The following is a 14270-nucleotide window of genomic DNA, read 5'->3' on the forward strand; positions in this document are numbered from 1 at the left end:
CGGGTTCAGGCGCGCTTAACCACGGCGATGCGAAAGTTTATCCGCGGCGACGGCGAGAATCACCAGCATGCCGGTGATCAATACCTGGTACACCGAAGAAACGCCGATCAGGGTGAGGCCATTGCGAAACACGCCGACAATCAGCGCGCCGAGCAGCGTCCCGGAAATCGAGCCGCGTCCGCCGAAAAGACTCGTGCCGCCCAGCACCACGGCGGTGATGCTGTCGAGGTTTTCCGTTTGCCCCGCTTGCGGATCGCCCACGCCGGTACGCGATACGGACAACAAGGCCGCAATGCCGTAGATCGCGCCGGCCAGCGTATACACGGTCAACAGGATCTTCTGCGACGACAAACCCATGAGCCGCGCGGCCTCCGCGTTATTGCCGAGCGCATACAGATGCCGGCCGGGAACCGTGTCGCGCAACACGAACCATGTGGCCAGATACATGAGCAGGGTGAGTACGGTGCCGTAGGTGACATCGGCGGGACCGAGCTTGAACGTGTTGCCGAAGAACATGATCGCGTCGGGCAGATTCGACACGCTTTCCGCATTCGAATAGATCTGCGTGAGCGCGAACGCAATGTTCAGCGTGCCGAGCGTGACGATGAATGCGGGCAATTTGATGCGCGTGATCAGCACACCATTTAGCATGCCGAACAACATGCTCGCGCCGATGCCGCAGAGAATCGCGACGATGGGCGGCAGGCCGAGCGTGACCGCGAACTTGGTCATGATGATCGAGCCGAAGGCCATCACCATGCCGCATGAAAGATCGATGCCGCCCGTCAGCACGATCAGCGTCTGGCCGATTGCGATGACCGCGACGACCATGGTCTGTTGCAGGATCAGCGAGAGATTCTGGAACGACAGAAAGCGCGTGCTCTGCGAGATGAAAAATGCGCAGGCCAGGAGGAGTGCAATGAGCGGCCCGATCTCGGCAAGCGAGGGCAAGCGGTCGGAGAGATGGCGCGGTTGGCCCGCGGGCGCGGAAGGAGTCGACATGATGAATTCCCTCGATACATGAACGTGGCAGGCGCCACGCGGCAGATCATGCGGCGGCCCGACGCGGGCCGCCGCTCAATACACGTTATAACCGGCGTTACTTGTTGCCCCAGCAGTTGTCGAGACCGAATCGGGTGTCCTTGCTGTCGACGCCGGACATCGGCTTGTCGGTGATCAGCGTCACGCCCGTGTCCTGATAGCCGGAGACCTTCTTGCCGGTCTTCGCGTAGTCGACGCCCGCCGTCACGCCGAGCGCGGCCATCTTCAACGGATACTGCTGCGAGGTCGCGGCGATTGCCCCGGCCTTCACGTTGCGCACGCCTTCGCAGCCGCCGTCGATGGACACGATCATCACGCTTTTATCCTTGCCCGCAGCTTTGAGCGCGCGATAGGCACCCGCCGCCGCTGGTTCGTTGATCGTGTAAACCACGTTGATGTCCGGCGATTTCTGCAAGCAGTTTTCCATTGCCGTCTGGCCCTTCGCCTGATCGCCGCGCGTGTCCTGGCTGCATACGATGGACGGATCGCCTTCCTTCACGCCGAAGCCTTCCAGGAAGCCGTTATGACGCAGCACGCCGACCGAGACGCCGGGCGCGAGATCGAGCGTGGCGATCTTCGCGGGCTTGCCGCTCAGCGCGGCCTTCGCGTATTTGCCGATCAGCACGCCGGCTTTGAAGTTGTCGGTGGCGAAGAGCGCGTCGGTGGCGTCCTGCGGATCGGTCGGCGTGTCGAGCGCAACAACCATCACGCCGGCGGCACGCGCTTTCTTGATGCTCGGCACGATCGCCTTCGTGTCGCTCGGCGTGATCAGAATCGCTTTCGCGCCGGCCGTCATCATGTTTTCGATCGCGGTGACCTGGCTCGCGTTGTCGCCGTCGAACTTGCCGGCGGCCGTCATCAGCTTCGCGCCGTCTTTTGACGCGGCCGCTTCGGCGCCTTGCTTCATCTTCACGAAGAACGGATTGGTGTCGGTCTTCGTGATGAGGCCGACGACCGGCTGGTCGGCCGCCTGGCTCGCGCTCGCACACCATACCGCCGATGCCGCGACGCACATCGACACGATTTTCCTGGCGACAGGAAGCCTGCGGGAATTCAGATTCATGGGACGCTCCTCCGGTGATTGGCAACGACGTTCTGCACTGCGGCTGATGCATGGGCGCGAACTCCGGGTCGGAGTCGAGCGCCTAAATCACTTTGGTTGATTTAGTACAGCAGGCGCGAGGAGGCGAGTCAAGCAACGCTGTTGACGAAGAAAGGACGGAGCCGCCGTGTCGGATCAGGCGAAAACGCTTATGCGGTAAGGCTCGCAGGGCAGTGGTGCAGCGCAGCGTCGAACAGCGCGGCTTCGGGAAAGTCCTGGCTGTGTTGAAAGCAGAGCGAAAGTTTGGCCGCGCGTTTTCGCGCGTTTTAGCATGCGCGGGGTGCGCCCGTCGAGGCGCGGACCACGAGTTTTGCCGGCGATGAAACATCGCATCGGCACTGTCGGGCGGCCAGCGTCAGCGGGTGGCGATTGACCGGGCCATCGTAAGCGAGTGGGCGTGTTTCTCCTCGACTAACCGCATTCCAATCTCGACGCAACACCGCGCGGCCAGACCCGCATCGAAATCGCGCGGTTCTACAAGCAGTTCGCGAAGGCGAGCGTGGTGTATGTCACGCACGACCAGATCGAAGCGATGACGTTCGCTGACAAGGTCGTGCTGCTGCATGCGGGCAAGGACACGGACCTACGATTCCAATGGACGTGCGATCTCCGTCACTCATCCCGACACGGCGCGTAATGTTTCACTGAGTTACGGCTCGAGCACAACAACGGTCGGCAACCTGGCTGGCAACACCACATACTCGTTTAATGTTGGCGATACGTCGCGTCCCGGCTCTATTGATACTCCCGGTGGCACGGTGTCACGCACATGGGATACATCGGGGAACCTGAAGCAGAGAACAACCCCGGATGGCAATACACAATACACGTGGGACAGCGCCAATCGGCCAACGAAAGCATTTGCAACTGTTGCTGGCCGCAAGACAGTAACGACCATTGAGTACAGTGACAGCAATTCACTGCGCCCGCATCTGGTCGCGACACCTGGGAAGATCAGGGCGTTCGTTTACGACACAGGAGGTAACGTCACCGGCTACGCAGAGTGGCAGACAACCGACCTGACGGGCGAACAGGGAATGCAGGCGGTTGCGGCGGCCGATCAGACGACCGTCGGGGCGCGCTACGATCCGGCGGGCCGTCTTCTGTCTGCTACTGTCGTCCGGAATGGTGCGACGACCGAAGACTGGACGTACACGTATGACGCGCGTGGCGATATCGCGACGACGCAGGACGCCGTATCGGGTTGGGCAATGCGGACCCTCGAACGCAACGCCGAGAACCGCGCGACGCAGATAGCGGGTAATAGCGGTCAGGCGAGTATCGCGTACGATGAGCGTGGGCGCGTAAAGCATTTCCAGTATAGCGAACCGGCAAGTACGTTAATTGGTGGACTTGCTCGTGTACTCGCAGTCGATTACCAATACGCCGCAAATGGTGCGGTTTCGTCACATTCAGCGAAGATCTCGACTAACGGTGCGTGGTGGCAGCCGATCAGCGACGCTGAACTAGGCGTGTGGCTCACCAACTCGGTACTTGGCAATGTCCCGGTTGCTCCGCCTGCTAATCTCACCGGGCTCCAGTCGGATGATCGCGCATTCGTTCCTGATATGTGCGTCGAGTGCTACGTGAGCTGGAAAGCCAAATTGACAGGGAAACTTTTTGAAAGTGAACTGAGTGATGCGCTTCCAACTTGGAACGAGACAACGGAGTTGATGCTGAGCGATCAGTCGCAGATCCCCTATCCTGTGCTGGTTGTAGATCAGACTGCTCGAGAGCCGGCTGTCTGCCGCCCTGCGGATGCGCTTGTCATCCTTTCTTGCAGCGATAGTAGTCGTGCCGTCTCTTCCTCTCTTTCGAGTGCATTCCATTGCTGGACAGCCTGTTCGATGGGTGCACCTTCTGCAACAGCAGCGCGACAGGGACGCGTCGAGACATCCGGCCAGAACTCTGCCGAAGCCATCCACTCGCGACCACCCAATGATTCGATTACGGCGAAGACGGACGGGCAAACGCCAAACCATTAAAGCGGCTCGACGTCAGCGCATTGCATGACGCGTGTAAGGCGTTGAAAAGCATAGTGCCCATATTGCCGCAGCCTCACGTCTAGCAAACGTTTGCGCAATTCCCTGAACATTTCCCTGTATTAAAGATTGGGAAGGGCTTGTCGTTATCCAATCAATGAAACAAGTCAGACCGTCGAACTGACTCGTGCTTGAACAACGGCACGCGCTGGACCAAAAAGCTCATCGGGGGTACTCATCGTGAATCAGCAACGCTCGCCATGGACGCGCACGGCGGCGCCGGGAGAAGTCATCTATTCGGAAGGCTTCGTGGCCGACGCGGTCATCTACGTCATTGCCGACGGCAAGGTCGAAATCTCAACCCAGTGCGATGAGAAGAAAGTTGTTCTCGCCACGCTCGGCAAGGGCGAATTCTTCGGCGAGGCGTCGTTGTTGCCGCCCGAGCCGCGAGCACACACTGCCAAGGCGCTGAGCTTCTGCCAATTGACGGCCGTCGCGGGCGGCATTGTCGAAGAAGAACTGGAACGCGTGTCGCCGCTGCTGCGCCATATCGTGCGCACGATGATCCGGCGCGTCAAGAAGAAGGACGACATTCTCGCGACGAATACGCACGCCGACTTTCTCCCCGGCGTGCTTTCCTATGCGCATGTTCTTTCGTTGATGGCCGGCGCCGAAGTCGCCGACAGATTCGACGCACGCGCGCGCCGTCCGCAAAACGAAGAGATTTCGATTCCGCTTTCCGAAGTCATCAAGAAGTGCGGCGCAATTGCGGGTCATTCGCGCCCGCACGTCATGGCCATGCTCAAGCGCATGGAGAAGCTCAATCTCGTCTCGATGGAAGCGGGCCGCTCGGAGCGGCTGAATAACACGTCCGGACGATATTCGGCGAGCGATGGCGCGGCGGGCCGCCAACTCGTCACGTTCGATCCGGTGCGAATCACGGAACGCGCGCAACAGGTGGCCGATCACGATCTCGACGTTTCCATCAGCACAGAGCTGGAACTGATCGAGCTGGACGATCTGGAGGCGCTGATCGGCGTCGACAGAAAAGTCATTCTCAACAAGCTTTCACACGGGGAAATCGCGGAAGACCTCTTTGCGTTTCGCAAGACGAAGGTGCTCAGCTACGTCGAACAGAAGGGGCTCAGCTATTTCACGCGACGCACGGCGCGTGGCGCGAGCGAGCTGAAGTCGCTCGACGATTTGGAGTTCGTCGATCAGCGCACACTGTTCGACGCGGTTAGCGCTTTCGATACCTACGATCTCGCGAAACTGCTGTCTGCTTCGGCAGGGCAGCCGATCGACGAGCGTCTTCAATCCGTCATGACGGAAGCGAGAAAGAAAGAGGTGTCGTGGGTCATGCGTCGCGAGATCAAGATCGACCCGGTCGAGATTGTCGAGATCGAACAGCGATTCATCGACACGGTGCGAGCGCTCAAGTCTGCGCAAGCGAACCCTGTTGTGGCTGAGTAATCACGCCTGAATTGCGAGGACGTATGGATCTTTTGACTGTATTTGGCGCGGTGTTCGGCCTCGCCGCGATCGTCGCGGGCTTCTCGCTCGAAGGCGGGCATTTCACGTCGCTGTTTCAACTGGAGGCGTTTGTCATTGTTCTGGGCGGTACTCTCGGGGCGGTGATGATCCAGAACACGTGGGCGCGCTTTTATGACGGTATGAAGCTATTGCGCTTTGCTTTCGTGAAGGCGCGGCAAGTGGATCGCGAAAGTCTCTCCGTGCTGCTCGAATGGGGCGATCAGGCGAAGCTGAACGGCATGTTGGTGTTCGAGTCGATTGAAGCCGGCGGCATTAGCCCGTTTGCCAAACGAGGCCTGGAGTTGCTGGCCAACGGCGTATCGACGGCCGTGCTCGAAGATGCGTTGCAACGCGAAGTGGACGCGTACGAGCGCAATCACATGGCGGCTGCGCGCATCTGGCAGCAGGCTGGCGGCTATGCCCCGACATTCGGCATTCTCGGCGCGGTGCTGGGACTGATTCAGGTGACGGGTCACATGCTGGAGCCATCGCAACTGGGGCAAGGCATCGCGGTCGCTTTCGTCGCCACGCTGTATGGCCTTGCATTGGCCAACCTCGTGTTTTTGCCGCTATTCGGAAAGATTCGCGCGCAAGTGGACAGCGAGCTGCGTTTCAGGCGCTTGTACCTCGACGGCCTGCTCGCCATTTCTCGCAAGGAATCGCCGCATACAATCGAAACCCGATTGGCCGGCGACGTGCGTGAACGGTCCGCCGAATTGCTCGGCTAATCGCGTGGAAAAAAGCCAAGCGTAAATTGATAGTGATAGCGGACTTGCATGTATGAGCACATCTTCTGGCAGCAAGCGTCTCGCGTCGGACAGAACCGGGCACGACGACCACGATAGTGGCGAACAGTCGGACCGTTGGCTGATTTCGTACGCGGATCTGATCACTACATTAATGGTGCTGTTCCTCGCGCTTTATGTTTTGCAACTCGCGAAAAACAGTGAGCTTCAGATCAAGACGCTGCAACATCATCCGGTGAAGGAAGCTGTCGACGTCAATTCGGCCGCTACCACGCCGAACGCGAAAGACGATACAAAAGAGGCTTCGAAAAAGCAGCTTCTCTCATTGCTCGAACCGTTGCAGGACAATCGCCGCATTACGATTTCGCCTACGCCGCAAGGCGTGGAAATCGCGATCAATGCCAAGGTGCTCTTCAATTCGGGCGATGCGCGTCTCTTGCCCGAGTCGTTCGCCGTGCTCGATCAGATCGCGAGGGTACTGCGCGAGCGCGCGAAAAATAACATTCTCGTGGAAGGGCACACGGACAGTTTGCCCATTTCGACAGTGAAGTACGAATCCAACTGGGAACTGTCTTCTGCGCGCGCCGGAGCCGTGGTGCGCTTCTTTGTAGACAAAGGCATCGAATCGCATCGAATGGCCGCAATAGGTCGCGCCGATAATTTCCCGCTGGTTATCGGCAACGACGCAGCGGCAAACGCCGCCAATCGCCGCGTCACGATACTCGTGGAATATTGAGCGTCGCGCGTCCAGTGCAAGTTACGGGTGAAGCGATTGAATCGCGGCCGCGCCTTCCCCACGGCCGCCGCGATTCGCTTGACCGGGCCGCTGCGCACGTTGCCCACCGCGAAGATGCCAGGCCAGCTCGTACTGGACTCTGCGCCCAAAAACAGGAACACAGGCCGGATCGGCTTCTCTTGCGCCGAGATTGTGCGCCACAGTCCGTCTGCCGGTAAAGATGCGTAAGGAAGTCACCGGTCAATGCTGGCCGGCGCTTGCGCGGTTTGTCGGGCCACGGTACTCAAGTCAGCTTTTCTTTTGCCGTTAAAGAACTTGGGGATCGAACAAGAAGATAGACAATGATGGGACACCGGAAGCATGCGCAATTTGACTGTAAAAAATAGCTTACTTGCAGTGCTGATCGTCTTTGCCGCGATGATCATGTTTGGGGGCGTGGTCGGTGTATTCGCTCTCGGACGCTCGAACCAGAATGCCCAGCAATTGCAGGAGATTGCCACTCAGGAGATTCTGGCCAACGACGGGTATAAGGACAGCACGCGCACTCGCGCCGCGCTCACGCGTGCTTACGCGGCGCTAAAGGAGCGCAACGATATCGCCACGCGCGATTCCGCGCTCGGCAGCGCCCAGCGCACGCTGGATCGCGCGGACGTCGAAACGCGTGCTTTCGCTTCGTCGTCCCGGTTCGTGGGTCAGGACGATGCGCTGAAACAGCAACTCGTCGATGCGTCCAACGCCTTGGCCGCGACGCTGAAAAAATCTTTCGAAGCACTCCAGCATGGCGATACTGATGCGTATGTGGCCATCAACGATCACGACATTACCCTGGCGGGCCAGGTCTATTCGGCGAACGTGGAGAAGTTCCAGAACCTCGCTGGCGCGCTCGCAAAGGACGCGGCGGCGCGGAACGAACGCGAATACGGCTGGATCGTCACCATGGTCGTCACGGGTGTCGCGCTTGCTTTGGCATTGATCGTCGCCACGCATTTTGCCTTGCGAACCATTGTGATTCGCCCCTTGCAACAGGCATCGAAAGTACTCGACCGGATTGCAGGCAATGACTTGACCACGTCTATTCCCGAAGGCAGCAGGAGCGAAATCGGCCAGCTGTTCACGTCGATGTCGCGCATGCAGGCCGGACTCGCGCACACGGTGTCGCATGTGCGTGTGAATTGCGAAGCGATTCACGGCGGCGCGCGCGAGATCGCCGCGGGCAATCTCGACCTGTCAAGCCGCACGGAACAACAGTCCGCATCGCTCGAAGAAACCGCGGCGAGCATGGAAGAACTGACTTCCACGGTGAAGCAGAACGCCGACAACGCCCGTCAGGCGAGCACGCTCGCATCGAGCGCCGCCGATGTCGCGCAGCGTGGCGGCGACGTCGTGCAGCGCGCCGTGCAGACCATGACCGCGATCACCGCAAGCTCGCACAAGATCGCTGAGATCACGGGCATGATCGACAGCATCGCGTTCCAGACCAACATTCTCGCGCTCAACGCGGCGGTCGAATCGGCGCGCGCGGGCGAGCAGGGCCGTGGTTTTGCCGTCGTGGCCGGCGAAGTGCGCACGCTCGCCCAACGCAGCGCAAGCGCCGCGCAGGAAATCAAGGCGCTCATTTCCGCTTCCGTCGACGACGTGCGCCACGGCAACGAACTCGTCACGCAGGCGGGCCATACGATGACTGAAATCGTAGGCGCGGTTCAAGGCGTTGCCACCATCATGGCGGACATCACGTCGGCGACGGTCGAGCAAACCGCGGGCATCGAGCAAGTCGGCAAAGCCGTGAGTCAGATGGATCAGGTCACGCAACAGAATGCGGCGCTCGTCGAAGAAGCCGCCGCCGCCGCGAGTGCGCTGGAGAATCAGGCGCAATCAATGACGGCTGCGGTGTCGGCATTCCGTCTTTGATCACGTTGCAGACAATCGACGCGACACGCTTCGAACGCCGATTGACCTTCACGGCTCAATGAACGAAGCCATCGCGCCCGCCGCGCATTCCGCGCGTGTGGCGCGGTGGCTGAGCCGGGCCTCGCCCGTCATTCGATTCCTTCGTGCTTCAACGCCAATTGCACGGCAGCGCGCGAGCGCATGCGCTCGTCGAAGTCCTTCAGTTTTTGCGGCACCTCAATGCTGACTTTCTTTGCCCACAACAGCATGGTGAACAGATAGGCATCGGCCACGCTTGCCTGATCGCCGAACAGGTAGTCGCCTTTCAGCATCGTGGAAACAAGCTGGAAACGCTGGCCGATTTTTTCGCGCGCGGCGCTCGCTTCCGCATCCGACGTCGGTTTGAAAACGCGGCCGAACTGCTTGTGAAGCTCCGTCGAAATAAACGCCAGCATCTCGATGAGACGATTCGCGCCTAACTCGCCCGACGGCGCCAGCGCGGGCTTCTGTTGCGCGACCCACGAGAGAATCGCGACGTTTTCAGTGAGCCGCTGACCGTCGTCGAATTCGAGCGTCGGCACATAGCTCTTCGGATTGATTTCGTCGAACTTCTGCCCGGTCTCGGTCGTTTTCGTTTTAAGGTCCACGCGCACGCGGTCGAAATGCATGCCGGCTTCGTGCATCGCAATGTGATCGGCGAGACTGCAAGCGCCCGGCGAATAGTAAAGCTTCATGATGTGCCTCTCCTTCGCAAATCAGTTGACGATTTCTTTTAGCAGCAACCGCCATGCCCTCTGGGAGAGATTCAAAGTTCTCCGCGCGCGGCGAGGGCGGCAATGCGGTCCGCGGTGCGGCAGGCGATGGCCTGAATGGTCAGCGAGGGATTCACTCCACCAACAGTCGGAAATACCGAGCCGTCGCAAACCCAGAGATTACGGATGTCCCAGCTGCGGCAATCCGCATTGACAACGCTCGTGGCCGGGTGATCGCCCATGCGCGCGGTGCCGTTCAGATGACACGTGTCGTCGGTTTCGCGCCATATGTCTTTGCCGCCGGCCGCCGCGAGTGCTTTCTCCATGAAGTCGAGCGAATGCGCAATCAGCCGCTTGTCGTTCTCGCAATTGGAATATGTGACGCGTGCAACAGGCAGTCCGTATTGGTCCTTTTCATCGGCGAGGGTGACACGGTTGCGTTCCTGCGGCAGCATTTCGCCGACTATCTTCAAGCCCGCCTGATGGTTGTACCTCAGCATTTCCTCGGCTAGCGCATCGCCCCACAAGCCGCGTCCGTTTTGCGACGCCGACCATGCGTTAGGCAGCGGACCCTGGCTCATATAGGCATAGCCGCCGAAGAAGTCTTTGCCTTTTTCCTCGTAATTCCAGTGCTCGGTGATCGCGAGAGAAGGCGGTCCTTTGTACCAGCGGATTTCTTCATCCATGGTGCCGTACACGGCCTGATTGGCCTGCACCATGAGGTTCTTGCCGACGAGGCCGGAGCTGTTCGCGAGACCATCGGGAAAGCGGCTATTCGCGGACATCAACAGCAGACGCGGCGTTTCGATTGCGTAGCCGGCCACCACGACGTTTTTCGCGCGCTGGAATTGCCATCGTCCTTCACGAAGATAGTGGACGCCGGTGGCGAGCCCTGCGTCGTTCGTCTCGATGCGGCCGACCATAGCGAGGTCGCGTATTTCGGCGCCTGCATGCAGCGCGCGCGGAATCCATGTGACGAGCGCGCTTTGCTTGGCGTTGGTCGCGCAGCCCGACACACAAAAGCCGCGATACACACACGGATGCGCTTTGCCGCGCGGCGCCGACAAGGTGGCGAGCGGCGTGGGGCTCCAGTCGATGCCGAGTGCTTCCGCACCGCGCGCGAGCACCATCGCCGCCGCATTCAATTCGTGCGCGCGATACGGATAGCGCGGCCGCTTCGGTCCCCACGGATAGTTGACCGGCCCCGCGATCTTCAGCGCGTCTTCCACTTGCGCGTAGTACTGCCACATCTCGCGCCAATCGAGCGGCCAGTCCGCGCCATAGCCGAGCAACGTGCGCGATTTGAACCACTCCGGCCTGAAGCGCAGCGTGACCATCGCGAAGTGGACGGTGCTGCCGCCGACCGATTTGCCGCTATTGTTGTGGCCGAGTTTGAGCGGGTTTTCGCCATCGCAAATGCGCTCGTCGATCCAGAAAAGTTTTTGCTGATGCGCTTCGTCGGAGGCGAATTCTTCTAGCGGACGCCACCATGCGCCCGCATCGAATGCGACGACCTTGAAGCCTTTTTCCGCGAGACGGCAGGCCAGCGTTCCGCCTCCCGCGCCCGTGCCGACAATGGCGAAGTCCACTTCGTCGTCGTTCGAATACTCGCTCATCGGCACCCAGCCGCCAGGCGTGAACACATCTGGCGCGCGGCCATGCTTGCCACGCGGATGATGTAGCGCGTCATCGAACACGGCGATTCTCCCTGGCTGCTTTGTCTTCGTCTCCGGGCTTTGCCTCGACGGGTTCCCACGGATCGCGACGATTGAAATACATGCGCACGTAACCGCGCGGATTGGCCGGACCGCCGAAGCCGATCTCGCTCCATGCATGCGGGTGCGAGTAATAGAGGCCGCACAGATCGTGCAGCACGCGCTCGGCAAAGAATACTTTCGACGACATGCCGCGCCACGCCGCATGAACGAGTTCGCCGCGCTGCATCTGTTCGAGCAACGCAATCTGTGCCGCCTTCTCAAGACTCGCGAAGGGCAGGTCGTGCCGCTCGCGGCTTTCGGCAGCGAGCGCGGCAAGACCTGTGCGCCACGCTTCGCGCATCGGCGGCAACGCGGCATTCCGATAACCGTCGCCCTGATTGGTGTGAAGCCGATGATCGAGCAATGCCGCAACGGGCACGGCCGGCTCCATGCTCGCTTGCGGCACGATGCGCGACGCGAGCGACGTGACGGCACGCCATTCGACTGCATCGAAGAAACGCGGCTCGCGATGTACCGCGAGCCGTTCTTCGATCACGGCGCGCGTCGGCTCGTCCCATGACGGTGTGTCGCGTTTATTCAGCACGTCATAGCCGGGATAGCGCGTTGCTCTTTGCGTGGGTCTGCCGGTTTTCATTTCTCTGTCTCCCTCAGACGCAACGCAGCGAGGCCCGCGAGTGCGAGCGCGGAAAAACTCGGCGGTGCAGGCAGCGGCGGTCCCGCGAACAGATTCTGGCTCCAGTTGCGCCATCCGCCCTGGCGACGCGCGATGCCGCGCGCGTGAAATCCCGCGCCCGCGAAACCGAGCGCGGTAGTGACGCGCAACCACACGCGCGTGAACCAGCGCTCGCGCGGCACCGCCAACGCGGCATGCACCAGCAGCGCCGCTGCAACGGGCGGCACGCTGACGGGCGCATACATCGCGCGATGCTGGAATGAGCCGCGAAAATGCAGCAACGCTGCTTCGCCGACCGTGCCGACGAGGCCGGCCGCGACCAGCAATCCCAATGCGCGGCCTGCGGGCATGCCGAAAAGTTGCGGCTCATGCGCGGGTTCGTCGCGCAAGCGTTCCGCAATCGCGCCGAGCCCGCCAGACAGCAGCAATGCCATCGGCGCGCCGATCGGCGCTGCATGAAAGAGGTTGTTCCAACTCCATCTGCCGGGACGCTTGGTGATGTTGTAGAAGTGAAAACCCGTGCCCGCGATACCGACTGCGGCCGCAGTGCGATAGATCGCATGACGCACATGATGCGTCTGCTTCCGGCGATCCGCGCCGCCGTGCAAACCGGCGAGCAAGGAAAGCGTCGCGCTGAGGAGCGGCGTGTACATCGCGGGGTTATCGAAGGAGCCGCGGTAGTGTTCCATGGCGCTGTCGGTCAGCACGGAGAACGCGAGCAGCGCGGAACTGTGATTGAAACGCCGCGCGGCTTCGACGTGCGCCTCGACCACGGGTGTGTCGTATGGCAACCGTCGTGTCGAACTCGACAATGCGCTCTGGCGTGTCGATTTTTTGTGCGCGTCGCGGCTCGCGCTGTTTGCACTCCGCGCGGCGACGGCGCTCAACGCAGCCGCGCCGGCCACCGTGCACAGCAATCCGAATATGCGTTGGGTGCCCATTCGATACCGGCTCCTTCGTTTTATCGCTTATGCGATGAGGTATTGTGCCGCGTCCCTGTGTTTGAATTCGAGCCCGCAGCCGGGCCGCGAAAGGTCGGGTGAGATCGCGCCGTCATGAGCTTGAGGTGCGCCGTCGAACAACATCGATTCGATGCGCACGTGATCATGAAACCATTCCTGATGACGCAGCCTCGGCGCCGCGCAAGCCACATGCAGATGCAAGGCGGGCGCGCAATGCGCAGACAGCGGCATATGAAACGCGTCGCACAGCGCTGCGGCCTGCATGAACCCGGTGATGCCGCCGCAACGGCTGACGTCGGCCTGCATGACGTCGAGCGATCGCGCGGCGAGGAGTTGCCTGAAATCGTCGGACGTATACGCATATTCGCCGGCGGCAATGTCCATTCCGTGCGGCGCATGTTCGCGCACGAAGCGCAAGCCCGCGACATCGTCGGATGAGACCGGCTCTTCGAACCATGCGACCTGTTGCTGTTCGAATTGCCGCGCGTAATACAGCGCATCGCGCGGGGACAATGCGCCGTTGGCATCGACAAACAAACCCGCGTGACCGATAGCGTCGCGCGCAGTCTTTACACGCGCGACATCCTTTTCGGGCTCGCTGCCGATCTTCATCTTCACCCAGCGGCAGCCGTCGCGTTCGACCCAGCCGGCAAGCTGATCGCGCAACTGGCGGTCGCTATACGTGGTGAAGCCGCCGCTGCCGTAGAGCGGCACTTCTTCGCGAACCGCGCCGAGCAATCGCGCGAGCGGCACGTCGAGCAGCCTGGCTTTCGCGTCCCACAACGCGCAGTCGAGCGCGGAGATCGCAGTGGCCGCGAGTCCCGCGCGACCCAGGTTGCGCACCTGTCGCTGCATGCGGTCCCAGTGCGCGCGAATCCCGGCAACATCTTTGCCGACGATGCAATGCGACAGCGAGTTCACGATGAGCGCGACGATGCTGGAATCGCTATACGTATAGCCGATTCCTGTCTGGCCACCCGCATCCAGTTCGACGACAACCAGCGTCGTCGCATTCCATTCGAACGTGCCGTCGCCTTCGGGCGCGTCGGTCGGAATGCGATAAGCGCTCGCGCGCACCGCGCTGACCGGTACTTGCGAGTCGCTGTTTATCGACGTGTGCGTGGCCATCTTTGCGCGC

At 60.8% G+C, this 14270-nt stretch carries 12 protein-coding genes and 1 pseudogene; 6 read left to right on the top strand and 7 right to left on the bottom strand.

The window, feature by feature from the left end:
- Nucleotides 1-15: 15 nt before the first annotated feature.
- Both VOM14_RS02610 and VOM14_RS02615 read right to left on the bottom strand, forming a co-directional pair.
- On the bottom strand, nucleotides 16-1002 hold the full coding sequence (locus tag VOM14_RS02610; RefSeq protein ID WP_327627095.1) for an ABC transporter permease: 987 nt from the start codon (nucleotides 1000-1002) through the stop codon (nucleotides 16-18).
- 97 nt (nucleotides 1003-1099) lie between these two features.
- On the bottom strand, nucleotides 1100-2104 hold the full coding sequence (locus tag VOM14_RS02615; RefSeq protein WP_327627096.1) for a sugar ABC transporter substrate-binding protein: 1005 nt from the start codon (nucleotides 2102-2104) through the stop codon (nucleotides 1100-1102).
- Nucleotides 2105-2478: 374 nt separating this feature from the next.
- On the opposite strand from VOM14_RS02615, the pseudogene VOM14_RS02620 reads away from it, so the two are divergent.
- The 6 genes and pseudogenes from VOM14_RS02620 to VOM14_RS02645 all read left to right on the top strand — a co-directional run.
- A pseudogene (locus VOM14_RS02620) lies at nucleotides 2479-2726 on the top strand (ABC transporter); the annotation flags it as partial.
- The gene (locus VOM14_RS02625; protein WP_327627097.1) at nucleotides 2707-4128 is read left to right on the top strand and encodes a hypothetical protein; all 1422 of its coding nucleotides are present in this window, start codon (nucleotides 2707-2709) and stop codon (nucleotides 4126-4128) included. The pseudogene VOM14_RS02620 and the gene VOM14_RS02625, both read left to right, overlap by 20 nt.
- A 237-nt stretch (nucleotides 4129-4365) precedes the next feature.
- Complete coding sequence (locus VOM14_RS02630) at nucleotides 4366-5598, top strand: Crp/Fnr family transcriptional regulator (RefSeq protein WP_327627098.1); 1233 nt, start codon at nucleotides 4366-4368, stop codon at nucleotides 5596-5598.
- A 23-nt stretch (nucleotides 5599-5621) separates the two neighbouring features.
- Nucleotides 5622-6386 (top strand): flagellar motor protein, encoded by a 765-nt coding sequence (locus VOM14_RS02635; RefSeq protein WP_327627099.1) that lies wholly within the window; start codon nucleotides 5622-5624, stop codon nucleotides 6384-6386.
- A 52-nt stretch (nucleotides 6387-6438) separates the two neighbouring features.
- Complete coding sequence (locus VOM14_RS02640; protein ID WP_327627100.1) at nucleotides 6439-7140, top strand: OmpA family protein; 702 nt, start codon at nucleotides 6439-6441, stop codon at nucleotides 7138-7140.
- 360 nt (nucleotides 7141-7500) lie between these two features.
- On the top strand, nucleotides 7501-9048 hold the full coding sequence (locus VOM14_RS02645; protein WP_327627101.1) for a methyl-accepting chemotaxis protein: 1548 nt from the start codon (nucleotides 7501-7503) through the stop codon (nucleotides 9046-9048).
- Between the two features lie 128 nt (nucleotides 9049-9176).
- Here VOM14_RS02645 and VOM14_RS02650 read toward each other — a convergent pair whose 3' ends face one another.
- The 5 genes from VOM14_RS02650 to VOM14_RS02670 all read right to left on the bottom strand — a co-directional run bounded on the left by VOM14_RS02650 (nucleotide 9177) and on the right by VOM14_RS02670 (nucleotide 14260).
- The gene (locus VOM14_RS02650; RefSeq protein WP_327627102.1) at nucleotides 9177-9761 is read right to left on the bottom strand and encodes a glutathione binding-like protein; all 585 of its coding nucleotides are present in this window, start codon (nucleotides 9759-9761) and stop codon (nucleotides 9177-9179) included.
- A 71-nt stretch (nucleotides 9762-9832) separates the two neighbouring features.
- Nucleotides 9833-11476: a GMC family oxidoreductase gene (locus tag VOM14_RS02655; RefSeq protein WP_327627103.1), complete on the bottom strand. Its 1644-nt coding sequence runs from the start codon at nucleotides 11474-11476 to the stop codon at nucleotides 9833-9835.
- A complete protein-coding gene (locus VOM14_RS02660; RefSeq protein WP_327627104.1) occupies nucleotides 11466-12131 on the bottom strand; it encodes a gluconate 2-dehydrogenase subunit 3 family protein in 666 nt (221 codons plus the stop codon). Before VOM14_RS02660 ends, VOM14_RS02655 begins: the two co-directional genes overlap by 11 nt.
- A complete protein-coding gene (locus tag VOM14_RS02665) occupies nucleotides 12128-13111 on the bottom strand; it encodes a hypothetical protein (RefSeq protein ID WP_327627105.1) in 984 nt (327 codons plus the stop codon). Before VOM14_RS02665 ends, VOM14_RS02660 begins: the two co-directional genes overlap by 4 nt.
- 27 nt (nucleotides 13112-13138) lie before the next feature.
- A complete protein-coding gene (locus tag VOM14_RS02670) occupies nucleotides 13139-14260 on the bottom strand; it encodes an enolase C-terminal domain-like protein (RefSeq protein ID WP_327627106.1) in 1122 nt (373 codons plus the stop codon).
- Nucleotides 14261-14270 lie beyond the last annotated feature (10 nt).

Source organism: Paraburkholderia sp. MPAMCS5 (genome assembly GCF_036016995.1).
Lineage (GTDB): Bacteria > Pseudomonadota > Gammaproteobacteria > Burkholderiales > Burkholderiaceae > Paraburkholderia.